General features: G+C 66.1%; 18 protein-coding genes and 1 tRNA gene. 8 read left to right on the plus strand and 11 right to left on the minus strand.

Features of this window, described 5'->3' with window-relative positions:
* Nucleotides 1-5 precede the first annotated feature (5 nt).
* Nucleotides 6-1,379, minus strand: a complete 1,374-nt coding sequence (locus ACR65J_RS05555; protein ID WP_440166825.1) for an MFS transporter — start codon at nucleotides 1,377-1,379, stop codon at nucleotides 6-8.
* A 332-nt stretch (nucleotides 1,380-1,711) separates the two neighbouring features.
* On the opposite strand from ACR65J_RS05555, the gene ACR65J_RS05560 reads away from it, so the two are divergent.
* On the plus strand, nucleotides 1,712-2,410 hold the full coding sequence (locus ACR65J_RS05560; protein ID WP_440166827.1) for a maleylpyruvate isomerase family mycothiol-dependent enzyme: 699 nt from the start codon (nucleotides 1,712-1,714) through the stop codon (nucleotides 2,408-2,410).
* 76 nt (nucleotides 2,411-2,486) lie between these two features.
* Here ACR65J_RS05560 and ACR65J_RS05565 read toward each other — a convergent pair whose 3' ends face one another.
* Nucleotides 2,487-3,464 (minus strand): ABC transporter substrate-binding protein, encoded by a 978-nt coding sequence (locus ACR65J_RS05565; protein ID WP_440166828.1) that lies wholly within the window; start codon nucleotides 3,462-3,464, stop codon nucleotides 2,487-2,489.
* A 321-nt stretch (nucleotides 3,465-3,785) separates the two neighbouring features.
* On the opposite strand from ACR65J_RS05565, the gene ACR65J_RS05570 reads away from it, so the two are divergent.
* Nucleotides 3,786-6,125, plus strand: coding sequence for a coiled-coil domain-containing protein (locus ACR65J_RS05570; protein WP_440166830.1), 2,340 nt, complete (start codon nucleotides 3,786-3,788; stop codon nucleotides 6,123-6,125).
* A 101-nt stretch (nucleotides 6,126-6,226) separates the two neighbouring features.
* Here ACR65J_RS05570 and ACR65J_RS05575 read toward each other — a convergent pair whose 3' ends face one another.
* Together ACR65J_RS05575 and ACR65J_RS05580 are read right to left on the minus strand one after the other, a co-directional pair.
* Nucleotides 6,227-6,925 (minus strand): type 1 glutamine amidotransferase domain-containing protein, encoded by a 699-nt coding sequence (locus ACR65J_RS05575; protein WP_440166832.1) that lies wholly within the window; start codon nucleotides 6,923-6,925, stop codon nucleotides 6,227-6,229.
* A 46-nt stretch (nucleotides 6,926-6,971) separates the two neighbouring features.
* Nucleotides 6,972-7,844: an aldo/keto reductase gene (locus ACR65J_RS05580; RefSeq protein ID WP_440166834.1), complete on the minus strand. Its 873-nt coding sequence runs from the start codon at nucleotides 7,842-7,844 to the stop codon at nucleotides 6,972-6,974.
* A gap of 140 nt (nucleotides 7,845-7,984) precedes the next feature.
* On the opposite strand from ACR65J_RS05580, the gene ACR65J_RS05585 reads away from it, so the two are divergent.
* Both ACR65J_RS05585 and ACR65J_RS05590 read left to right on the plus strand, forming a co-directional pair.
* Entirely contained in the window at nucleotides 7,985-8,977 is a 993-nt protein-coding gene (locus ACR65J_RS05585; protein ID WP_440166835.1) for an LLM class flavin-dependent oxidoreductase, read from the plus strand.
* A 1-nt stretch (nucleotide 8,978) separates the two neighbouring features.
* Entirely contained in the window at nucleotides 8,979-10,448 is a 1,470-nt protein-coding gene (locus tag ACR65J_RS05590; RefSeq protein WP_440166837.1) for an MFS transporter, read from the plus strand.
* A 42-nt stretch (nucleotides 10,449-10,490) separates the two neighbouring features.
* Here ACR65J_RS05590 and ACR65J_RS05595 read toward each other — a convergent pair whose 3' ends face one another.
* The 4 genes from ACR65J_RS05595 to ACR65J_RS05610 form a co-directional block, all read right to left on the minus strand.
* Nucleotides 10,491-11,636, minus strand: coding sequence for an FAD-dependent oxidoreductase (locus tag ACR65J_RS05595; RefSeq protein WP_440166839.1), 1,146 nt, complete (start codon nucleotides 11,634-11,636; stop codon nucleotides 10,491-10,493).
* A 38-nt stretch (nucleotides 11,637-11,674) separates the two neighbouring features.
* Nucleotides 11,675-12,601 carry an AEC family transporter gene (locus tag ACR65J_RS05600; RefSeq protein WP_440166841.1) on the minus strand — a complete coding sequence of 309 codons (927 nt, stop codon included), beginning with the start codon at nucleotides 12,599-12,601 and terminating at the stop codon, nucleotides 11,675-11,677.
* 51 nt (nucleotides 12,602-12,652) lie between these two features.
* Entirely contained in the window at nucleotides 12,653-13,078 is a 426-nt protein-coding gene (gene panD / locus ACR65J_RS05605; RefSeq protein WP_440166843.1) for an aspartate 1-decarboxylase, read from the minus strand.
* Nucleotides 13,079-13,243: 165 nt separating this feature from the next.
* The gene (locus ACR65J_RS05610; protein ID WP_440166845.1) at nucleotides 13,244-14,158 is read right to left on the minus strand and encodes a LysR family transcriptional regulator; all 915 of its coding nucleotides are present in this window, start codon (nucleotides 14,156-14,158) and stop codon (nucleotides 13,244-13,246) included.
* A 155-nt stretch (nucleotides 14,159-14,313) separates the two neighbouring features.
* Here ACR65J_RS05610 and ACR65J_RS05615 point away from each other — a divergent pair, with 155 nt between their 5' ends.
* Nucleotides 14,314-15,777 (plus strand): amino acid permease, encoded by a 1,464-nt coding sequence (locus tag ACR65J_RS05615; protein WP_440166847.1) that lies wholly within the window; start codon nucleotides 14,314-14,316, stop codon nucleotides 15,775-15,777.
* A gap of 387 nt (nucleotides 15,778-16,164) precedes the next feature.
* Nucleotides 16,165-19,671 carry a bifunctional proline dehydrogenase/L-glutamate gamma-semialdehyde dehydrogenase gene (locus tag ACR65J_RS05620; RefSeq protein ID WP_440166849.1) on the plus strand — a complete coding sequence of 1,169 codons (3,507 nt, stop codon included), beginning with the start codon at nucleotides 16,165-16,167 and terminating at the stop codon, nucleotides 19,669-19,671.
* Between the two features lie 73 nt (nucleotides 19,672-19,744).
* Here the strand turns inward: ACR65J_RS05620 and ACR65J_RS05625 are convergent, their stop codons facing one another.
* Together ACR65J_RS05625 and ACR65J_RS05630 are read right to left on the minus strand one after the other, a co-directional pair.
* Nucleotides 19,745-20,059 carry a hypothetical protein gene (locus ACR65J_RS05625; RefSeq protein WP_440166850.1) on the minus strand — a complete coding sequence of 105 codons (315 nt, stop codon included), beginning with the start codon at nucleotides 20,057-20,059 and terminating at the stop codon, nucleotides 19,745-19,747.
* A gap of 168 nt (nucleotides 20,060-20,227) precedes the next feature.
* Nucleotides 20,228-21,082 (minus strand): LysR substrate-binding domain-containing protein, encoded by an 855-nt coding sequence (locus ACR65J_RS05630; protein WP_440166852.1) that lies wholly within the window; start codon nucleotides 21,080-21,082, stop codon nucleotides 20,228-20,230.
* 140 nt (nucleotides 21,083-21,222) lie between these two features.
* Between ACR65J_RS05630 and ACR65J_RS05635 the strand changes: the two genes are divergently transcribed.
* On the plus strand, nucleotides 21,223-22,602 hold the full coding sequence (locus tag ACR65J_RS05635; RefSeq protein WP_440166854.1) for an MFS transporter: 1,380 nt from the start codon (nucleotides 21,223-21,225) through the stop codon (nucleotides 22,600-22,602).
* Between the two features lie 37 nt (nucleotides 22,603-22,639).
* Here the strand turns inward: ACR65J_RS05635 and ACR65J_RS05640 are convergent.
* Nucleotides 22,640-22,713 (minus strand) — tRNA-Gly (locus tag ACR65J_RS05640).
* A 238-nt stretch (nucleotides 22,714-22,951) separates the two neighbouring features.
* Between ACR65J_RS05640 and ACR65J_RS05645 the strand changes: the two genes are divergently transcribed.
* Nucleotides 22,952-23,413 carry an SRPBCC family protein gene (locus tag ACR65J_RS05645; RefSeq protein WP_440166856.1) on the plus strand — a complete coding sequence of 154 codons (462 nt, stop codon included), beginning with the start codon at nucleotides 22,952-22,954 and terminating at the stop codon, nucleotides 23,411-23,413.
* Nucleotides 23,414-23,417 lie beyond the last annotated feature (4 nt).

Raw genomic sequence — 23,417 nt, forward strand, 5'->3', positions numbered from 1 at the left:
GAGCCCTACTTAGATACTTTTTCTACGTAATCTTGCTGCTCTTCAACCGCGGGCAGGGCTTCCTGCAGCTCGTGTTGGCGCGGTACCAAGACGGTGACGGCGCCCCCGAGCAGGGCCACTGCCCCGTAAATGTAGAAGGCTGTTGCCCCGCCGATCCCCGCCGCTGCCAGCCAGCCGCCGATGATCGGGCCCAGCACCCCGCCCAGCCGGCCCACGCTGGCGCACCAGGCGACGCCGGCCGCACGGGCATTGGTGGTGAAGTAGTTGGACTGGAAACCGTAGACCAGCACCTGGGTGCCCAGGGTTCCCACCCCTGCAGTGGCGATGAAGGTGAAGAGCAGCGGCAACGGGAAGCTGAACGTCATCAGCCCCAGGGAAATGGTGGCGAGGGCAAACGTGGCAGCAATGACCCGCTGCGGTCCGTTCCGGTCGGCCATCCGGGAGGCCATCAGTCCGCCCACCACGGCACCGAGGTTCAGGGCCAGTGGGAAGAAGAGGGCATAGGTCCGGCCGTAGCCGTAGCCTTCCATGATCTTGGGCAGCCAGGTGTTGAGCCCGTAGGTCAGGAGGAGACCGCAGAAGGACATCAGGCCCAGCAGGATGGATGCCACGACAAACTGGCGGGAGAAGACGGCGGCAAACCCGGACTTCCGTGGTGCGGCGCCGGCCTCCCGGATCACCTGCTCTTCGGCGAGCGGCACCCCGGTGCGCCAGGCGGCGGCGAGGGCTTCCTCTTCCCGGCCCCGGGCCAGCAGCCATCGCGGGGATTCCGGAAGCTTCCGCCAGGCAATGGGCAGGATGACCAGGAGGGGCAGGGACCCAATGATGAAGAGGCCGCGCCAGCCAATGCTGTCCAGGAAGGCGATGCCCAGGACGGACGCCAGCACGCCGCCCGCGGGGACCCCGGAGTAGACGATCGCGTTGTAGAACTGCCGCCGTCCCGCGGGTGCGAACTCGGCCATCGTGGCGCCGGCGCTGGCGATAACGACGCCCAGGCCCAGCCCGGTGGCAAACCGGAGGGCGCCGAAGGCGGTGACGTCCGTGGCCAGGGCAGTGGCGAACATGCCCAGGGAGAACCAGGCGATGCCCGCGAGCATCAGCCGGCGGCGGCCGAAGAAGTCTCCGATCGCCCCGCATGCCAGCGACCCCACCAGCACGCCAATGAGGGCCCAGGATCCCAGGAGCCCGGCGGTGGCTGCATCGAAATGCCCGATCTGGCCCGCGTCTGCGAGCAGGCCCGGAAGGACGGTGCCGTAGACCACCAGGTCGTAGCCATCAAACAGGAGGGCGGCGCAGATGACGAAAGCCACCCAGTTGGCTGTCCGGGTCTCCTTTCCCGGGTTTCCGGAGATCGTGGATTGGGGGTGCGGCAGCGTCATGGCGCAGGTCCTTTCAGGGGGCGGGTGGGGAGGCGTCGTTGCGGCGACCGGATGGATCCGCGCCGGGGCCTCGGCAACCCAGCCTGACAGGCAATGTGACGTACGGCATATGAGGGAAATGCCCGGTTTCGCGCCGGGGGTGCATTGTTCCGTTCCTGCGTATCAAAGGGGCTGTTTTTGCAATGGATCCGGCAGGAACAGGCCCAATGCGCCCGGCGGCAAGGGCGTCCCGCCGGTGCTGGCAGGCCGCGTCTTAGTCCATAGGCGGCCAGTATGAACCAGGCGGCCCGTAGCCCTGGCCGGGGGCCTGGCGCCGCGGTTAGGCTGGCGGGATGATCAATCCAGCACGGCTGCACTCAGACCTGTCCCGCCTGGGCCGGGAGACGGACATGTTCCTTGCCACGGTCTCCTCCTTGTCCGATGAAGAGCTGGCTGCTCCTTCGCTGTGTGAAGGGTGGACCCGTGCCCACGTCATCGCGCACGTCGCATCCAGCGGACGTGCCCTGGTGGGGCTGATCGACTGGGCCACCTCCGGGGAGGAACGCCAGCTGTACGCGTCCCCTGAAGCGCGCGCGGAGGCTATCGCAACCCTTGCTGCCATGCCGCGGGAGGAGCTCCTGGCTGAAGTGCGGGACTCGGCCACCGCTTTCGCCGATGAAGCCCAGCGGTTGACCGGGGAGCTGGCGGCGCCGGAGGTAAAGGTGGGTGGCCGGGAGCTGCCGGCAACCTCCATTGTGGCGCTGCGGATTGCCGAGGTGGTGGTGCACCACCATGACCTGGACACCGCCTGGACCATCGAGGAGGCCGACCCCGATTCGCTGCTGAACGCCATCGAGGCCGTGGTGCGTGCCATGCGTGCCAAGGGTGCGCCCGGGATGACGCTAGTTACCGAGGAACGCGATGAATGGGTCATCGGCGACGGCGCCCTGCGGGTTGAGTCAGACCGGGAGGGCCTCTTGAAATGGCTGGCACGCGGCGACGCCGAAGACGTTGAGGTGGCGGGCCCCGTGCCTGCGCTGCCGGTCTGGTAGGGCCATATAAAAATCCCCGCCAGGCGCCAGCGGATCGCTGGTACACCCGGCGGGGATTCCTTCGTCGGCGGGATACCTACTTCTTCGGCAGGCCCGCCGGGTTCAGTTCGGACTTCTCGATGGCCTCGGAGGAGAGGCCCCAGCGGTCCAGGATCCTGGCGTAGGTGCCGTCGTCAATCAGGTGGTTCAGCGCAGCCTGCGCGGCGACCGCAAGCCCGTTGCCCTTCTTGGTGGTAAACGCGATCTCGGCCTTCAGCGGCCAGCCGCCCTCCAGCGTGCCCACCTGCTTCGTCTTTCCGTCCTGCGCCGCCTTGTACGCGGCTGCGGCGTTGGGCCCAAACGTCAGGTCCGCACGGCCTGACTGAAGGGCCAGGCTCGAGGCCGAGTCGTCGTCGTAATACTGGAACTGGACCGCCGCCAGGCCGTTCTTCCTGTTCTCCTCGTCCCACCGCACCAGGATGGCTTCCTGGTTGGTGCCGGAGCCCACGATGATCCGCTTGCCGGCCACGTCCTTGGCTTCCTTGATCCCGCCGATGCCGGAATCACTCTTGGCGTAGAAGCCCAGGAGGTCGTTGCGGTAGGTGGCGAAGTCGAACTTTTCCTTGCGCGCCTCGGTGACGGTGACGTTGGAGAGGACGGCCTCGTATTTGGATGATTCGATGCCCAGCGGCCAGTCCGCCCACGCCACCGGCAGGACCTCCACCTGCAGGCCGAGCGACTCGCCCACGGCGTAGGCGATGTCCACCTCGCTGCCGATCAGGGTTTTGTTGTCCGTGGCGAAGAGGCTGAGCGGCGCCGCGCCGCCGGTGGTCACCACGGTGAGCTTGCCGTCGGCCTTGATCGCCTCCGGGACCAGGGCAGCAGCGGCTGGGTCCGCGGAGACCTTGAAGCGGTCCTGCTCCGGGGACAGGTTGAAGGTTTTGCCGACGGAGTTCGTGGCGGACGACGACGGTGCTGTCGCCGCCGAAGCGCCGGGGTCCGAGCAGGCAGCCAGCCCCAGCAGCGCTGAGACGGTAAGGGCCACGACGGCGGCCGGCCTGATGGTGATGGCCATGGTTCCTCCTTGGAACGGGGGTGGAAGATGCAACGGGATGTGCGCGTTGCAGCCACTATCCGGCAGCCGCGGAGGGGGAATCAAAGGCCGTGAAACCCGGGGATACAGGGAGTAACGGCAGTTCACCGGAGGACCGCGGCGGTCATATTCGCCGGTCATAACTCCGCCGGACAGGTGCCTGTCACCCATACAGCAGAAAGCGAGTACTTGGGGAAAAAAGACAAGTGGTGATTACGCGTGTTCTACCCCGTAGCCGGATCCTACCGTTGGGCTATATGGCGGCCAGAGTGGACCGCTGCAACGGTCTTATCAGGAGCTCGCATGCGCACTTCCCCATCCAAATCCCCCCTGTCTCGGCGCCTGGCTGCAGCTGTGGTCCTGCCCGGACTGCTCACCACCAGCATGGTGCTGGTCCAGCCTGCCGTCGCCGCGACGACGTCCGCCACTGGGATCTGTACGGGGGTGGTGAACCAGACCGCGCATCGGGGATTTGTCCAGGAGAACCTCCTGAAGGCCGCTGCCAGGAAGAACGCCGACGCCATTGCTGCCCGGCAGGCGGAGAGGGCGGTGCTCCAGTCACAGGCGGATGACTTGAACGCGCAGAAGGCCGCCGTGGAGAAAACACTGGCTGATCTGGAGGCGGAGGCGACGCAGCTGGACGGCCAGGAACAAACGGCACAGGCAGAGGTTGACAGGCTGACTGCCGAGCAAACGAGCCTGACCCTCCAGGTGCAGACCACCGAGGGCTCCCTCGCCGACCTGCAGAAACAGCAGGCAAGCGTGACGAGCCAGCTGGCACCGCTGCAGGATGAACTCGCCGCGGCCCAAGCTGCCTCCGCTGATCTGAAGGCCAAGCTTGCTGATCTCAAGGCGCAGCAGGCAGCGAACACCCAGTCCCTTGAGGCCGCCCAGACGGAGCTTGCCGCGCTGCAGAAGACTGCGGGCCAGGCGGCTTCCGACCTTGCTGCCAAGGAAACGCAGATCCAGCAGGCGCAGGCGGACCTCGATGCACTGAACGCTAAGGCAGCCCAGGCTGCCTCCGATGTGAAGGCTGCGGAGACGGCGGTATCTGAGGCCGAAATCCTGCTGAACACGCTGGTGACTGCCGGAAACACCGCTGCAGCAGAGCTGCAGGCCCAGCAGCAAAAGGTGGATGACGCCAAGACCGTGCTGGCGGGGCTGCAGGACGCTGCGGCAGCCGCCAATGCCGCCGTCACCGCCAAGACAGACCAAATCGCCGCTGCAGAGGCGGAGCTCACAGCCCTGCAGTCCACGGCCGCTACCGCCAAGGCGGCCCTGGACGCCAAGAACGCCGAGATCGCTGCAGCTCAGGCGGACCTGCGGACCCTTCAGACCAACGCGGCGGCCGCTGCAAAGGCCGTCAGCGACAACAACGCCAAGATCGCTGCCGTGAACACCGACATCGCCAACCTCCAGAGCCAGATTGACAACTTAAAGAGCCAGGTGGCCACGACGCAGGCCGCGTTGACCCAGGCCCAAAAGGACCTGACTGCGCTGCAGACGCAGAAGTCCAGTCTCGAGTCGCAGATCGCAACCCTCAACAAGCAGATCGATGCGATCAACAACAACGGCAACGGCGGAGGCAAGAAGGAACTGATCGCCCAGCGCGACGCCCTTCAAGCCCAGCTGACGACAGTGAACAACCAGATCACCGACAAGAACACACAGATTTCCGGGCTTCAAGGTGACCTCGTAACCCTGCAGAAGCAGGTGGACAGCCTCAATTCCCAGTTGCTGGCCAAGCAGCAGGAAAGCAGCGCCCTGCAGCAGAACGTTGTGCCTCTTCAGGCGGTGCTCGACGCCGCAAATGCAGCAGTTTCCGCAAAACAGACTGATATCGTCACCCTTCAGGGACAGCTGCCAGCACTGCAGGATGCCCTGACCCAGGCAAACTCGGCAGTCACCAACGAGCAGGCCGAGCTGGACACCCTGCAGGGGCAGCTCCCGGCACTGGAACAGGCGGCAAAAGACGCTGCAGCTGCAGTGGCGGCACAGCAGCAGGTGGTGAACGGTATGACAGCCCAGCTAGCCGGCCTAGCAGAGAATTCGCAGCAGGCCCAGCAGGCCATCACGGACCAGAAGGCGGTCCTCGAGGCGAAGAATGCCACCTTGACGCAGGCAAACGATGCGCTGGCCGCAGCCAAGAAAGCAGTAGACGACAAGAACGCAGAGCTTTCCGCGCTGCAGAGCCAGATCAGCGGACTCCAGGCCACCCTTGATACCGCGAACAGTGCCGTTGCCACGAAGACCGGTGAGATCGCCTCGCTAAACCAGATCGGCAGCGACCTGGTTGCCCGGATTACGGACCTCAATGACCAAATCTCTGCGGCTGAAGCCAACGTCCTTTCCCTGCAGGGCAGGGTGGCGCCGCTGCTGGACGAGCTCAACCAGCTCAACGACGACATCAACGCCACGGAAGCGAAACTGAAGACCTTGCAGAGCCAGCTCAATACGGTGGACACGCAGCTTACCGCCGCCCAGGCAAAACTCCGCGACCTTCAGGCCACGAAGAAGACCAATAAAGACGCGGTTGATGCGCAGAAGCTGGTCGTAACCGGCCTCCAGACCCAGCTTGCAGACCTGCAAAAGCAGATAACGGCCATCGACCCGAGCATCGGGAACGGGGGCTGCGCCGGATGATCCAGGAGGCATGAAGTGCGGCGCCCAACGACGTGCGCCGCAAGGAGGGGACCAGTCCATCGCGGACTGGCCCCCTCTTTTAGTGCGTCAATGCCGGCTGGTTACGACAGTGCCGCGAGGACTTCCTTTGCCACGTCCTCGCTGGACTGCGGGTTCTGCCCGGTGATGAGGTTGCCGTCGCGCACCACGTTGGAGGACCAGGCCGCACCGTTTTCAATCACGGCGCCCTTCTCCTTGAGGGCGTCCTCCACCAGCCATGGGGTGTTCTCGCCGGTGCCGCCGCCGAGTTCCTCCTCGTTGGTGAAGACCGTGAGGCGCCGGCCCTTGAAAGTGAACGTGCCGTCGTCGTCCGTTGCGCTCAGCAGCCCGGCGGGACCGTGGCAGAACGGGGCGATGACCTTGCCGGCCTTGTTGGCAGCCACCAGGATGCGGCCCAGGTCGGTGTCCTTGTACAGGTCCGCCATGGGGCCGTGGCCGCCGGGCATCACCACGGCGTCGTAGGAGTTAATGTCGACGTCGGCGAGGACCAGCGGGTGCGCCAGCTCGCCGTCGATCTTTGCGATGTAGTCGCGGAAGCCCTGGGCGCGTTCCTCGCCGCCCGCCGACTCGGGAGCCAGGCTTACCTGGTCTACGGTGGGCTTCCTGCCACCGGGGGTGGCGATGTGGACCGTGTTGCCGGCGTCGGTCAGGGTCTGGTGGGATACCACCAGTTCCTCAGCCCAATAGCCGGTGGGGTGTTCGCTGCCGTCCTTCATGGTGAGGGAATCTGCAGCCGATACGACCATCAAAATGTTTGCCATGGTGTTTCTCCTGTCTTTGCTGACGTGAGTGGCTGGAAGCCGCTTGCTACTTTCCTGCTGCTTCCAGTTCAGCGTACGTGTCGTCGTCGAGCGTGATGTTGGCGGCGGCCATGTTCTCTTCGAGGTGCTGCACGGAGCCGGTGCCGGGGATGGGCATCATCACGGGGGAGCGGCGCAGCAGCCAGGCCAGGGCCACCTGTGAGGTAGTGGCGCCCAGGCGCTTGGCGGCCTCATCCAGCGGGCCGCCCGGCTGCGCGAGCTCGCCGGCGGAAATCGGCGCCCAGGGGATAAAGCCGATGCCGTTCTCTTCGGAGTAACGGAGCACGTCCTCCGAGCTGCGGTCGGTCAGGTTGTAGCGGTTCTGGACCGTGGACACCGTGAAGTGCTTCCCGGCCGCCTCCAGCTCCTCGACGCTCACTTGGGACAGGCCCAGGGCGCGGACCTTGCCTTCGTCCTGGAGCTCGCGCAGCACGCCGAACTGCTCCTCGGCGTCCACCTTGGGATCGATCCGGTGCAGCTGCAGCAGGTCCAGGGTGTCCACCTTCAGCTTGCGCAGGCTCAGCTCCGTCTGCTGGCGGAGGTATTCCGGCCGGCCAACGGGAACCCACTTGTTGGGCCCTGTGCGGGTGAAGCCCACCTTGGTGGCGATCTTCAGGCCCTCCTTGTACGGGTGCAGCGCCTCGGCGATGATTTCCTCGCTGATGTTGGGGCCATAGGAATCTGCGGTGTCGATGAAGTCGACGCCGAGTTCGACGGCGCGGCGCACCACGGCCACGGCCGCGCGGCGGTCTGCGGGCTGACCCCAGACACCGTCACCCACGATGCGCATGGCACCAAAACCGAGCCGGTGCACGGTTCCCAGGTCCTTGAGGTCGATGGTTGCGGACAGTTCCAGCTGGTTCGTTGAATCATGGCTCATAGGGGCGGCAACATCATCAGTGTGCTGAGTATTCCGGCAAAGACGAAATAACCCGGGCCCCGCGGTGGTTATGCATCAAGTGCCCGCCGCGATCCGGCCGGCGACTTCTTACGAAACGTTCCTGAAAGGCCGCAACCGACGTGACTCTTCCCCTCTCCATTCTTGACCTGGCAACCATCGGCAAAGGCCAGACGGCGGCGGAGAGCCTGGCGGGCAGCGTGGCCATGGCGCAAAGCGCCGAGAAGCTGGGCTACCGGCGCGTCTGGTACGCCGAGCACCACAACATGTCCTCCATCGCCTCCTCCGCCACCAGCGTGCTGATCGCCCACGTGGCGGCGCACACCGAAAGCATCCGGCTGGGCGCCGGCGGCATCATGCTGCCCAACCACTCCCCGCTGACCATCGCCGAACAGTTCGGCACCCTGGAAACCCTGCACCCGGGCCGGATCGACCTGGGCCTGGGCCGGGCCCCGGGCAGTGACCAGAACACCATGCGCGCCCTGCGCCGCGACCCCATGTCCGCGGACAGCTTCCCGCAGGACGTCCTGGAACTGCAGGGATACCTGACCGGACCCACCCGCATCCAGGGCGTGGAGGCCACCCCCGGCAAGGGGACCAACGTTCCGCTCTACATTCTGGGCTCGTCCCTGTTCGGCGCCCGGCTGGCCGCCCAGTTGGGCCTGCCCTACGCCTTCGCCTCGCACTTTGCCCCCGCTGCCCTGCAGGACGCCGTGGCCATCTACCGGAGCGAGTTCAAGCCGTCCGCGCAGCTGGATGCCCCCCACGTGATCGCCGGCGTCAACGTGATCGCAGCCGATTCCGCTTCCGAAGCGCAGGCCATGTTCCAGGCCACCAAGCGGGCGCGCGTCTCCCTGTTCTTCGGCGGCGGCACCCGCGAATTCACCGACGACGAGGCGGACATGATCCTCGACTCACCCCAGGGCCGGCACATGGCACAAATGATGACCTACTCCGCAGTGGGGACACCCGACGTCGTGATCGACTACCTGGACAGCTTCGGCAAGCACGCCGACGCTGACGAACTCATCGTGGCGCACCAGAGCCCCGGCACCCAGGAGCGGCTGCGGTCCGTTGAGCTGCTGGCGCAGTCCGCAGGTTTGGTGGCGGTCTAGGATGACCGACGCAAAAGACGGCGTAGGGTTCCGCTCCGACCGCGGTCCCATCCTCATCGCCCTGATGCTGTCCACGGGACTCGTGGCCATCGATTCCACCATCGTGGCGACGGCGGTACCGTCGATTGTCCGCGACGTGGGCGGCTTCGCGTCCTTCCCCTGGCTCTTCTCCGCGTACCTGCTGGCACAGGCGGTGTCCGTGCCCATCTACGGCAAGCTCTCCGACATGGCAGGGCGCAAGCCCATCATCCTGATCGGGATTGGCCTGTTCCTCCTCGGCTCGGTGCTCTGCGGCGTCGCCTGGAGCATGCCCTCGCTGATCGCCTTCCGGGCCCTGCAGGGGCTCGGCGCCGGCGCGGTACTGCCGGTCGCCGTCACCATCGCCGGTGACATCTATACCCTGCAGGAACGCGCCAAGGTCCAGGGCTACCTGGCCAGCGTCTGGGCCATCTCCTCTGTAGTGGGCCCCAGCCTGGGCGGGGTCTTCTCCGCGCTGGGCATCTGGCGCGGGATCTTCCTGGTCAACGTGCCGCTCTGCCTGCTGGCCGGGTGGATGCTGGTCCGCACCCTTCACGAAAACGTGGAACGGGCCACACACAAGGTGGACTACGGCGGCGCCGTCCTTCTGGCCGGATCGCTCGGCCTGCTCATCCTCGGCGCCCTGCAAGGCGGCCAGGCGTGGGCCTGGAACTCCTCCATCAGCATCGGCGTGTTTGCTGTCGGGGCCGTGCTGCTGGTTGCGTTCCTCCTGGTGGAGCGGCGGGCAGCGGAGCCCATCCTCCCGGCCTGGGTGGTGTCCCGCCGCCTGCTGGCCACCACCGCCCTGGTGTCCTTCGGCGTTGGCGCGGTGATGATCGGACTGACCTCCTACGTGCCCACCTTCCTGGAAGGCGCCCTTTCCTCCTCGCCGCTGGTCGCCGGCCTGGCGCTCGCAGCCCTGACCCTCGGCTGGCCGCTCAGCGCCTCGCAGGCCGGGAAGTTCTACCTGCGGATCGGCTTCAAGTCCACCGCCCTGATCGGCATAGCCATCGCGGTGGCCGGGCTGCTGATCCTTTCACTGACGGCCTCGTCTCCCAACGTTGCCCTGATCGCGGCCAGCTGCTTCGTCGTCGGGCTTGGCCTGGGCCTGCTGGCCACTCCTACCCTGATTTCTGCCCAGTCCAGCGTTCCCTGGCATGAACGCGGCGTGGTGACCAGCACCAACATGTTCGCCCGCTCCATCGGCAGCGCCCTGGGCGTGGCCGTGTTCGGTGCCGTGGCCAACTCCATCTACGGCGGCAGCAGCGGTGGCGACGCCGATCCCGCCACGGTCATCAGCGCTTCCGGGGCCGTGTTCCTGGCCGCGCTCGTGGCCGGGCTGCTCACGGTGGCAGCGGTGCTGGCCATGCCTGCGGTGAAGGCCGGAGACAGCGGCCAGTCAGCTGCGGAGCCGGTGCCCACCAACGCGGACGGCAGCCCGAGCCAGGGCTGATGGCAGGCGGCGCTGCCAGCCGCCCTGTTGGCGGCGGTGCCGCTAGCGGGACGCCCGGAAGATCGACGGCGCGGGCCGGATCCCGGTGGCGAGGTCAGCCAGGATCCGCCCCACCACCGGCGTGAACTTGAAGCCGTGGCCGGAGAAGCCCGCGCCGATCACCACGGGCCCGATGCGGTCCAGGATAAAGTCCTCGTCCGGTGTGGTGGTGTACGTGCAGCTGATGGCCTCGAAGGAGTCAGGGTCGACGCCGGGCAGCCACTGCCGTGCGTAGTCCTGCAGGGCTGCGAGCTGCTTCGGTTCCGGCAGGAAATCGCGGCGGTCCGGGTCCACCACCGGACCCACCCCGTGCCAGCCGGCCTTGATGCCTTCGCCGGGGGTGTGCATCCCGTAGACGGGGGAGTACCAGCCCTGGTAATCGGGGCCCGGGTAGTGGTTGAAGCCGGGCCACACCGCGCCGCTGTCCGTGATCCGGAAATGCGCCGGCTGCTCCTGGGTGACCCTGAGCTTCGGGATCCGGAAGGCCTCGTTCTTGCCAGCCGAATCCGTGCCTGCGATCCGGGCCAGCAGCTTCTCGGTCCAGGCGCCGGCCGTCACCACGGCCTGGGCTGCGGTGACCACCTCCGTGCCCGCAGCCGATTCGAGCGTCAGCCGCACGCCGTCGTCGAACACCTGGAAGTCCACCACCTTGGTGTGGTGCCTGATCTCGGCGCCGCGGGCGGTGGCCAGCCGCTGGAAGGCGGGCAGCGCGGCCTCCGGGTTGAGCTGGCCGCCGTCGGGCATATGCAGGACCTGCTGGTCGAACCGGATGCCGCGCCAGCGCTCGCCTGCCTCGCCGGGCGACAGGAACTCGGCGCGGATGCCGGCGTCGGTGAGGGCTGCGGCAACGTTAGGGAGGTCGCCGCCCGGGCCGTGGGTGACCACGCCGGTGCGCGCCAGCAGCTGTACGCCGCTTTCCTGCTCCAGCTCGTCCCACAGGGCCAGCCCCTCGGCCAGCATTTCCACGTAGTCCGGCTGGTAGTAGCCCGGGTTCAGGTTGCGGGTGGCGCCGTGGGACGCGCCGATCTTGTGCCCGGGGCCGAACTGCTCCACCAGCGTTACCTGCCGGCCGCGGCGGGACAGCGCCCACGCGGCGGCCGAGCCCATTGCGCCACCGCCGATCACTACGGTATCCAGCACAGTATTCATCAGCCCTCCAAGCTGCAGTTGCGATCCTTGGCCAGTGCTCACGCCAGAAGCAGCGCCACGCCGATCATCGCCGGCACTGCCACCACGGTGGTGATCAGCACGGTGTCCTTGGCCACGGTCAGCCCGGTCTGGTACCGGCTCGCGGCCACGAACACATTTTGTGCGGTGGGCAGGGAAGACGTCACCACCACCGCAAACAGTGCGTGCCCATCCATTCCCAGTACGAAGCGGGCGAAAACGTAGGCCAGGGCCGGCTGGACAGCGAGCTTGAAGCCGCTGGCCAGCAGCGTGTCCACGCGCCGGCCGGCAGAGGCCTGCAGCGGCCGGGTGCCGTTCAGGCTCATCCCGAACGCCATCAACATGGCCGGAATCGCCGCCCCGCCGATCAGGTGGATCGGCTCCATGACCAGCGCAGGCACCTGGAACCCCGTGCCCGCCACCAGCAGTCCCAGCCCGGACCCCACGATCATGGGGTTGCGCAGGATCATCAGGAAGAAGCCCAAGACAGTGGTGCGGTGCGTACTGGTGCTGGAATCCAGGATCATCAGGAACGTGGGGGTGAAGAAGGCCAGCTGGAAGATCAGCAGCGGCGCGACGTAGCTGGCATCACCCAGGACATATACCGCAATGGGAATACCTAAGTTCGCCGAATTGGCGAGCGACGCGGACATGGCGGACATCAACGATTCCGGGAGCGCGCGCTTCAGCCAGAACTTGGCCAGCGTGAAGTAGATGGCGGCGGTGGCGATGGCGGCCACGGCCGTGACCAGCAGCGGTTCGGCAAAGACTTCCTGCAGCCGGGCCTTGCTCAGGGTTTCAAAAAGGAGCGCCGGGCTGGCCACGAAGAAGGTCAGGCCGCTCAGGACAGGCCGGGCGTTGTCGCCGAGGATCCGCTGCCTGCCCACGAACCATCCCACCAGGATGATGGTCCAGACCACGAAGAATCCTGCCAGCACCCCTAGCAAGGATCAGCCTTGCGGGCGCGGCGGAGGCGCGGACCGGGACACACGCTCCGGTTACAGGGTGGCGTTATTCAGGGCGAAAGGGGGGCGCATCATGCCTGGGGTAAGGCCTTCGGCAGGGTCGTTGCCGAGCTGGATAATGCGGTTGTCCTGGTCCACGTGGACCACCTTGGGCTCGTAGGCCCTGGCCTCTTCGGTGGTCATTTCCGCGTAGGTAATGAGGATGACGATGTCGTTCTCGTGCATCAGGTGCGCCGCTGCACCGTTAATGCCGATGACGCCGGAACCGCGCTCGCCGGCGATCGTATAGGTTTCAAGCCGCGCGCCGTTGGTGACATCCACAATGGACACCAGCTCGCCGGGCAGGATGTCGGCAGCTTCGAGCAGGTCAAGGTCGACGGTGACCGAGCCAACGTAGTGCAGGTCGGCGTGCGTGACGGTGGCCCGGTGGATTTTGGACTTGAACATTGTTCGATTCATAACGGGTCCAGTCTAGACCTGCGGCCCTTTACCTGCAGTGACGCACGAAACATAAGCGCCGGACGCGCCTGCGCAGTGACGCGGGTTCTCAATCCGCAGGGGACGCACCTGCGCAGCGACGGGCGGCCTTGCTGCGCACGGAAGGACGCGGACGACGGCGACCGGTCACCCGGCGTCGTCCGTTGCCACCGCCGCGGCAGCCGCTGCCAGGGTCTCCCTCGCTGCCAGGATGGCCGGGCGCTGCGTGCTGGAGCGGCGCACCGAGGTGAAGATGGTGCGGTGCGGCTTGCCGGGGAGCTCCAGAAGCTGGGCCGTGGTGCCGCGGCCGGTCCACACCAGGTCCGGCATCAATGCCACCGCGTTGCCGGACTCGATCAGGCGGGCCTGGGCCTGCAGGTCGGCGGTTTCAAAGCGGACGTCGGGCTCGAAGCCCGCGCTCCGGCACGCCTGCTCTGCCCAATGGCGCGATGCGGCACCCCGCGGCTCCATGACCCAGGCCAGGTCTGCTGTGTCCTCCAGGGAACGGATGGCAGCCCCGCCGCCGGACGCGGGCGGAACGGCCAGCCGGATTGCGTCGGTGGTCAGCTTCACCTTGTCCAGTTCTGGGTAGCGTGGGGCCGCATGCCCGGGATACTGCTCCGCGATCACCAGGTCGAAGTCGCGCGCCCAGGTTTCATGCAGTGCCGTCTCAGGCTCCCGCTGGATCATTTCGATCCGTACCTCGGGGTACTTCGTGGCCATCCTGGTCAGGGTGTCCGGCATCAGGGCCAGGGCGGCGGACTGGAATACCGCGATCTTCACGGTCCCGGTCACTGTAGTGAGGGAGGCAGCCAGATCGGCCTCCGCCTGTTCCATGGTTTCCAGCAGCTGCGCCGTGTGCGCCACCAGCACCTCCGCCTGGGGCGTCAGCTGCACCCGCCGGCCCGTCTTCCGGAGCAGCTCGACGCCCACTTCCTTCTCCAGGAGGGCCAACTGCTGCGATACCGACGACGGGCTGTACTGCAGTGCCTCCGCCACCTCCGCGAGCGTCCCGCGGATGCTTAATTCGCGGAGCAGCCGCAGCCTGCGCACATCAAGCATGGTGAATTCCTAACTGAAACTAACGAATATAGGTTAGAAGTAACCACTTTATCTAACGCAATTGCACACGCATACTGTTGAAACCGAGTTACCCCCGTCACAGCCAGGTTTCTTGGCGTGCCGCGGCGGGGTCGCACCCCAACCAGGAGTTCCTGATGAGCAGCAAAGATTTGAGCCAATCGATCATGCGGCGAAAGCCCATCGATGACATCGAAGAAGAGAGCAAGCACAGCGGACTATTCAAGTCCCTCGGGCTGTGGCAGCTCACCGCCATTGGCGTTGGCGGGATTATCGGCGTCGGCATCTTCTCCCTCGCGGGACTGGTGGCCGCCGGCAGCGAAAGTTCACCCGGGGTGGGGCCTGCGGTCCTGATTTCCTTCCTGATTGCAGGGCTCGCATCCGCGGCGGCCGCCCTTTCCTACGCGGAGTTCGCCGGCATGATCCCGCGCGCAGGCTCGGCGTACACCTACGGCTACGTGGCCCTCGGCGAGGTGATCGGCTGGTTCATCGGTTGGGACCTGCTGCTGGAATACATCGCCATTGTGGCCGTGGTGGCCATCGGCATCTCCGGCTACCTTGACGCCTTCCTGTCCGGCATCGGCATCCATTTGCCGGTCTGGATGACCTCCACCGCAGACGAGGGCAAGGGCGGGATCATCAACGTCCCCGCCATCCTGGTCTGCCTCCTGGTGACCTGGATCCTGTCCCGCGGCACCAAGGCATTCGGGCGGTTCGAGCTCGTGGCGGTGGCGATCAAGGTCGTCCTGATCCTCTTCATCATTGGCCTGGGCGTGTTCTACATCGACACCAACAACTACAACCCGTTCATGCCCAGCGGCTTCGGCCCCGTGGTGGCCGGCTCCGCCACCGTGTTCTTCGCAGTCTTCGGGTACGACGCCATGAGCACCGCCGCCGAGGAAGCCAAGGACGGCAAGAAGCACATGCCCAAGGCCATCGTGCTCTCACTCATCATCGCCATGCTGCTCTACGTGGCCGCCACCCTGGTCCTGACCGGCATGCAGAACTACAAGGACATCGACCCGAAGGCAGGCTTCGCCTCGGCCTTCACCTCGGTGGGCCTGCCCGTCATCGCCACGATCATTTCGGTGTTCGCGGTCCTGTCCATCCTCACCGTGATGCTCACCTTCCTGCTCGGTGTGACCCGCGTGTGGTTCTCCATGAGCCGCGACGGCCTGCTCCCCGGCTGGTTCGCCAAGACCGACCGGCACGGCACCCCGCAGCGCGTCACCTGGATCGGCGGCATCGCCTCGGCCTTCCTGGCCGGTGTCTTCCCCATCAAGGCCGTTGCAGACCTCACCAACATCGGCATCCTGGCCGCGTTCGTCGTCGTCTGCCTGTCCGTGATCATCTTCCGCTACAAGCGGCCGGACGCCCCGCGTTCGTTCCGCCTGCCCCTGATGCCCGTGGTCCCTGCCTTCGGCGTCCTGGCCTCGGCCTTCCTGATGCTCCAGCTGCACTGGGAAACCTGGCTGCGCTTCGTGGTCTGGCTGATCATCGGTCTGGTCATCTACTTCGGCTACGGCCGCAAGCACTCGCTGATGAACCCCAACAGCCCCCGCCACGAGGAACTCGCAGAGCTGCACCGCCCGCTCCCGTAACCTCTCCCCGGACGCGCCATCACCTTCTGCCCGTTTTCCCCCAGCGCCCCATCATCTACAGCGCGTTTTTCCCATACGCGACATCAGATAAAGAGGCGTCCTGCCAAGCCCTCTCCCACGTTCGTGGGGGAGGGTTTTGGTGCTTTTTACGTACTGCTGACGGGTTCCCGAATTTGCTGCATCAGGTGATGGGGCGTTGGTGGTTTCGGGGAGGAAGGTGATGGGGCGTTGGCGGTTTGGGGGCATCAGGTGAGGGGGCGTTGGGAGGTGAATAAAGCATTGGTTTTACTAACCTGTATTGCTCAGAAAAGATTGCTTTATCTTATGTGAATTGAGGCTCATACTGGTGGAAAGACCTCCCAGAACACCAGAAAGATCGGGAACACAATGACCCACGTTGCAATGGAACCGGCAGTCGTCAAGGCGGCCACCCCGCAGACCGTCGACGTCGACGTCCCCCAGGCAAAGGCGCTCGCCAATGAAGCGGTCGCCTTGGTCCGGCGCTGGCTCACCGAGGCCGCCAAGGTACCGGTGGACGCCTCAGCCGAGCAGCTGGCCGGCGTCCTGAAGGACCCCAACGGCCTGGACTTCACGGTCGGATTCGTGGACGGCGTGGTCCGTCCCGAGGACCTGAACGTCGCCGCCCGCAACCTCGCGAAGCTGGCCCCCAAGGTTCCGGCATTCCTGCCCTGGTACATGCGCAGCGCCGTGGCACTGGGCGGCACGATGGCCCCCGTGATGCCGCAGGTTGTCATCCCCATCGCCCGCAAGGTCCTGCGTGAGATGGTGGGCCACCTGATCGTGGATGCCACCGACGCCAAGCTGGGCCCGGCCATCGCCAAGATCAAGAAGGACGGCATCAAGCTCAACGTCAACCTCCTGGGCGAGGCCGTCCTCGGAGAGCATGAAGCCTCCCGGCGCCTCGAAGGCACGCACACGCTGCTGGCCCGCCCCGACGTCGACTACGTCTCCATCAAGGTCTCCTCCACCGTGGCCCCGCACTCCGCCTGGGCCTTCGACGAGGCCGTGGAACACGTCGTCGAAAAGCTCACCCCGCTCTTCCAGCGCGCCGCCTCCTACTCCGGCACCGGGCAGAAGAACAAGTTCATCAACCTGGACATGGAGGAGTACAAGGACCTGGACATGACCATCGCGGTCTTCACCCGGATCCTGGACAAGCCCGAGTTCCAGGACCTCGAGGCCGGCATCGTGCTCCAGGCCTACCTCCCGGACGCCCTGTCCGCCATGATCCGGCTGCAGGACTGGGCCGCCGAACGCCGCGCCAACGGCGGCGCCGGCATCAAGGTCCGCGTGGTCAAGGGCGCCAACCTGCCCATGGAGCAGGTGGAAGCCTCGCTGCACGACTGGCCGCTGGCCACCTGGGGTTCGAAGCAGGACTCGGACACCAGCTACAAGAGCGTCATCAACTACGCGCTGCACCCCGAACGCATCAAGAACATCCGCATCGGCGTCGCCGGCCACAACCTGTTCGACATCGCCTTCGCCTGGCTCCTGGCCAAGCAGCGCGGCGTGGAATCCGGCGTCGAGTTCGAGATGCTGCTGGGCATGGCACAGGGCCAGGCCGAGGCCGTCAAGAAGGACGTCGGCTCCCTGCTGCTTTACACCCCCGTGGTGCACCCGTCCGAGTTCGACGTCGCCATCGCCTACCTGATCCGCCGCCTGGAAGAGGGCGCAAGCCAGGAAAACTTCATGTCGGCAGTCTTCGAGCTCAGCGAAAACGAGGGCCTGTTCGAGCGCGAAAAGCAGCGCTTCCTCTCCTCGCTGGAGGCGCTGGACAACACCGTCCCGCTGCCCAACCGACGCCAGGACCGGAACCTTCCGCCGGAGGCCATGCCGCACACCGGGTTCCGGAACACCCCGGACACCGACCCTGCGCTGCCTGCCAACCGCACCTGGGGCCGGGCAATTCTTGGGCGCGTCCCGTCCTCGACGCTGGGCAACGCCTCGGTGAAGGCCGCGTTCATCAATGACGAGGAAACGCTGGACTCCGCCATCACCAACGCCGTGGACAAGGGCAAGGCCTGGGGCGAACTCTCCGGCAACGAACGCGCGGAAATCCTGCACCGGGCCGGGGAGATCCTGGAATCCCGCCGGGCCGACCTGCTCGAGGTCATGGCCAGCGAGACGGGCAAGACCATCGACCAGGGCGACCCCGAGGTCAGCGAGGCCGTGGACTTCGCGCACTACTACGCCGAGTCGGCGCGCAAGCTGGACACGGTCGACGGCGCCACGTTCGTCCCAGCCAAGCTCACCGTCGTCACCCCGCCCTGGAACTTCCCGGTCGCCATCCCGGCAGGGTCCACCCTTGCGGCACTCGCCGCCGGCTCCGCCGTCGTCATCAAGCCCGCCAAGCAGGCCGCCCGCAGCGGCGCTGTCATGGTGGAAGCACTGTGGGAAGCAGGCGTCCCGAAGGGCGTGCTGACCATGGTGCAGCTGGGGGAGCGGGAGCTCGGTACGCAGCTCATCTCCCACCCTGCCGTGGACCGGGTGATCCTCACCGGCGGCTACGAAACCGCCGAGCTGTTCCGCTCCTTCCGCAAGGACTTGCCGCTGCTGGCCGAGACCAGCGGCAAGAACGCCATCATCGTCACCCCCAGCGCCGACCTGGACCTCGCAGCCAAGGACGTGGCCTACTCCGCGTTCGGCCACGCCGGCCAGAAGTGCTCCGCCGCCTCGCTGGTGATCCTGGTCGGTTCCGTGGCCAAATCGAAGCGGTTCCACAACCAGCTGGTTGACGCCGTCACCTCGCTGAAGGTGGGCTACCCGGAGGATCCCACCAGCCAGATGGGGCCGATCATCGAGCCCGCCAACGGCAAGCTCCTCAACGCCCTGACCACGCTCGGAGAAGGCGAGAACTGGGCCGTTGAACCGAAGAAGCTGGACGACACCGGCCGGCTGTGGAGCCCGGGCGTGCGCTACGGGGTCAAGCGCGGATCCTACTTCCACTTGACCGAGTTCTTCGGCCCGGTCCTGGGCGTGATGACCGCCGACACCCTGGAAGAGGCCATCGCCATCCAGAACCAGATCGAGTACGGCCTCACAGCCGGCCTGCACTCCCTCAACTCCGAGGAACTGGGCATCTGGCTGGACACCATCCAGGCCGGCAACCTCTACATCAACCGCGGCATCACCGGCGCCATCGTCCAGCGCCAGCCGTTCGGCGGCTGGAAGAAGTCCGCCGTCGGCGCCGGCACCAAGGCCGGTGGCCCCAACTACCTGGCCGGCCTGGGAGACTGGCTGCCCGCGGAGGCATCCGCCAAGGCCGACATCACGAACCCCGGCGTGCGCCGTATCCTCAACGCCGCCGGCCCTGCCCTGCAGCCGGCGGAACTTGAGTCGGTCCAGCGGGCCCTGGCGTCCGACGCCGAGGCGTGGGCTTCGGAGTTCGGCACCGCCAAGGACGTCTCCGGGCTGAGCGCGGAGCGCAACATCTTCCGCTACCGCAGCCTGCCGGTCACCGTCCGCCTCTCCGAAGGCGCGCCGCTCGCCCACCTGGTCCGGACTGTGGCGGCCGGTGTGCTGGCGGGGTCGGCAGTAACGGTGTCTACCGCCGTCGAACTTCCCGCCCAGCTGCGCTCCGTGCTCACCGCACAGGACATCGACGTGACCATGGAGTCCGACGCCGGCTGGCTGGCTTCCGCGGGACACCTCGCCGCAGCGGGCAAGTTGTCCGGGGCCCGCATCCGCTTGATTGGCGGCGACGCCTCCGCGCTCGCCGAAGCCACCGGCGGGCGGCCCGACCTGGCCATCTACGCCCACCCCGTCACGGAGGCAGGCCGCGTGGAACTGCTGCCGTTCCTGCATGAGCAGGCCGTCAGCATCACCGCGCACCGGTTCGGCACCCCGAACCATCTGTCGGACGCGCTGATCTAACTTTCAGGGCAAACGAAGGTCCGGTGGTCGGGCTGGTGGAAACCAGCCCGACCACCGGACCTTTTGGTAGCTGCTAGCCCAGGTACCAGCCGGGCGGGGTCCAGGTGACTGGAACGCTGTGGGCCGAGAAATCCTCACAGCGGGTGCAGGTGTAGGCCACCTCGCCAAGGGTGGACACCGTTCCGTCGCGCCGGTAGGTGGGCGGAATGTACGACTCAAGGTAAACGAACTCGTCCGTACGGCACTTATCACAAGTGGGTTTCCCCACGTATCCGGAATCCACGGAGGCGTGTCCGGTTCCGAGGGTGTTCTGGCGGGTGGACGGCCGTGCGGTGGAGTACGGGCGTGCGTGCGCAGAACCTGGGTGGATGTTCCTGGCTGTCGTCATTGGCTGCCTGTCCCAAGCGGTGGTTTCCGGCGTGCGGATACGCGCTTGTTTCGGTGAACCGGCCTGCTGCTTGACCTTGGAAAACCAGCATAGGTGATGCCACTTCCCCTATCAATGGACACGGCCCCCCTAACTCCCCTAAATGCTGGAAATCGCGCCGCAGGAGAGTTAAGTTTGGCGGTTAATGGTCCTTCCGACAATCGACTGGGTGAGGGCGTCAATCACCTCGGTGTTGGCCAACGGGTTGCGGATCAGGGTGAAATCCACGTCCCCCACGGCGGGAAGGTCGAAGCGCCGGGTGATGATTTTCAGGTCTTCGGGCACCAGCGAGGTCGGCATGACGGCTACCCCGATGCCCGCCCTGACCGCCGCCAGCACCCCGCTGATCTGCCGGGTGGTGCAGGTGATCCGCCAGGTCCTGCCGTGGGCCTCCAGCGCATCAATGGCCAGTTTCCGGCTGAGGCTGGGGGACGGGTAAGCGATCAGGGGCACGGGGGTTCCCGGTTCCATGACGGTCTGTTCCAGTCCCACCCAGGAAAACGAATCGTGCTGGACCACGGTGCCGTCCTTTGCGCCGGCCACCCATTTCACGAAGACCAGGTCCAGTTGCCCGGCGTTGAGCTTCCGGTACAGTTGGTCGCTTTGGCCCACCGTCAGTTCCAGGTTGATCTGCGGATAGATCTGCCGGAACTCCCGCAGGATCCGGGGCAGCCCGGTGATGGCGAGGTCGTCCGCCGTGCCGAACCTGAGCCGTCCGCGCATGGCCGAGCCGGAGAAATAGCGGGCGGCGGCGTCGTGCGCGGACAGGATGTTGCGGGCAAAACCGGCCATCGCATCGCCATTGTCGGTGAGCCTGACGTCGCGGGTGTCCCTGGTGATCAGGCTGCGCTTGGCCGCGGCTTCGAGTTTGCGGATGTGCTGGCTGATGGTGGGCTGGGCCAGCCCCAGGCGTTCAGCGGCCTTGGTAAAGCTCAACGTGTCCGCGACTGCCAGGAAAGAGCGCAGCTGTGCTGGTTCAAACATGTGGGACTCCGGTGTCCTTCCGACTGCCAACCTATTGCGTTTTGCAATGCGAGTTATAGGGACCATACCTCTCCATAATCGGCTGGGCCAGCCTAGCGTTAAGGACATCCCAGACCGCCCGCAATTTTGAGGACACTCCTGTGGCACCGCCTCCGCCTTCGTCGGCTTCCGTCTCCCAGCCAGTCATCGACGCGGCGGGCTCAGCGCCGCCCGACAACCAGACCCAGCCGCTTCCCGTCGTCGCGGAGCGGCTCCCCTGGAAGCACACCTTCATCTCGCTGACGGTGCCCAACTTCCGGATCTTCGCTGCCGGCCACTTCATCGCCGTTATTGCCATCTGGATGCAGCGGATTGCCCAGGACTGGCTGGTGCTGCAGCTTTCGGGCTCCGTGACGGCCGTCGGTGTGACCGTGGCGCTGCAGTTCCTGCCCTCCCTGCTGCTGGGGCCGTGGGGCGGCATGGTGGCCGACAGGTTCGCCAAGCGGAAAATCCTCATCCTTTGCCAGAGCATGGCTGCCCTCCTGGCTGCAACGCTGGCAACGCTTGCCCTCACCGGCGTCATCATGGTGTGGCATGTCTACGCCATCGCCCTGGTCCTGGGCCTGGTGACGGTCCTCGACCAGCCCGCACGCCAGGTGTTCGTCAATGAACTCGTCGGCCCGAAATACTTGCGGAACGCCATCAGCGTCAACTCGACGACGTTCCAGCTGGGCGGCCTGATTGGTCCCGCCATCGCCGGGCTGCTCCTGACTGCGGTAGGTGCCGGCTGGGCCTTCGCGGCCAACGCCGCAGCCTGCTGCTCGACAGTTGCGATGCTCCTGATCCTGCGCAAGGACCAGCTCTACGTCAACGCGCCTGCCCCCAAGACCAAGGGAATGCTCCGGGAGGGGCTGCGCTATGCGTTGAGCAAGCCCACCATCTATTGGCCGTGGCTGATGGCCGGCTTCATCTCTGTCTTTGCCATGAGCCTGCCGGTGCTTCTGGCAGCCTTCGCGGACCACGTATTCAAGGTAGGCGCCGGCGGGTACGGGCTCCTCAACGCCCTGGTGGCCCTCGGTGCCCTGTCCGGCGCGGTTGCGTCCACCCGCCGCCGGCAGCTGCGCCTGCGGTCAGTGGTGTTCTGCGCCGGGATGTATGGCCTGATGCTCTGCCTGGCAGTCCTCGCCCCGTCCCTGGTGTGGTTCGGGGCGGTGATGGTGCTGTCCGGCTTCTGGTGCCTCATGTTCCTCACCGGGTCAAACCAGCTGGTGCAGGTCAGCTCCAACATGGGGATCCGGGGGCGGGTGATGAGCCTGTACATCATGGTGCTGATCGGCGGCCAGGCCCTGGGTGGACCCATGCTCGGCTGGATCGCTGAACACGCGGATCCGCATGCGGCCCTGCTGGTCTCCGGCGGCGTGCCCGCACTTGCGGCCCTTACCGTGGCCGCCATCCTGGCCCGGAAGGGCTCACTGCAGCTCAAGGTGGACTGGCGGGACCGGCGGCATCCGGTGCGGATCGCACGGCGGGTGGCTGCGTAAGAACGCATGCGGTGACGCCTGGCCGGGCGGGAGGAAATGGAGCGGCTGACGGGAATCGAACCCGCGTATCAAGCTTGGGAAGCTAGCGCTCTACCATTGAGCTACAGCCGCAGTGCCGCCACTCGCGCGGGGCAGAACTTAGCTTAGCGCAGATCTGTGGGCTCCCCGCCAACCTTGGCCGGCAGCGGTTCCGTGTCCTGCAAACCGGGACGTCATCCAGTAACTCTTCAATAACGTCGGCGGTGCCGGCTAGGTTTGGGCGCTGGGCGGTGGCTAACCTGATCCGGGTAGCGGCCGCTTGGGGGAGGCAGCTATTGCGGCAGCCGACGTCAACCACAGGAATTTCTTCATGGCAATCGCTGAGCACGAGGTCCTCATAGAACGCGACGCCATGGCCGTCTACCAATACCTCCTCGACGCAACCAATCTTCCCGCCTGGCGGAGCGATGTCCGCAGCGTGAAGCTCGTGCAGGGCCCGGCCGAAGCCAAGGGGGCGGTGTACCGGAAGATGGTTGCCGGACGCTCCGGGCTGAGCATCCCCGCGGAGCTGGAGATCACCAATGTCCGGCCCGGCGCCGAAATACAGTTCCACGTCGTCTCCGGCCCCGCGACCCGCTGGGGCGGCTACTACCTCAGTACCGAGGACGCCGGGACCCGGGTCCGGTTCGCCATGGAGGCCAAACGCGAGGGACGGTTCGGGTTCCTCAGCAGGTGGACCTTCTTCAACGGGATGCTCCAGCGCCGGGTCACGTCCGATGTGGCCCAGCTGGACCGGCTGAAGAACGTGCTGGAACTCCAGCCGGCCATCTGAGTCA

The sequence above is a fragment of the Arthrobacter sp. SAFR-044 genome (genome assembly GCF_059414985.1).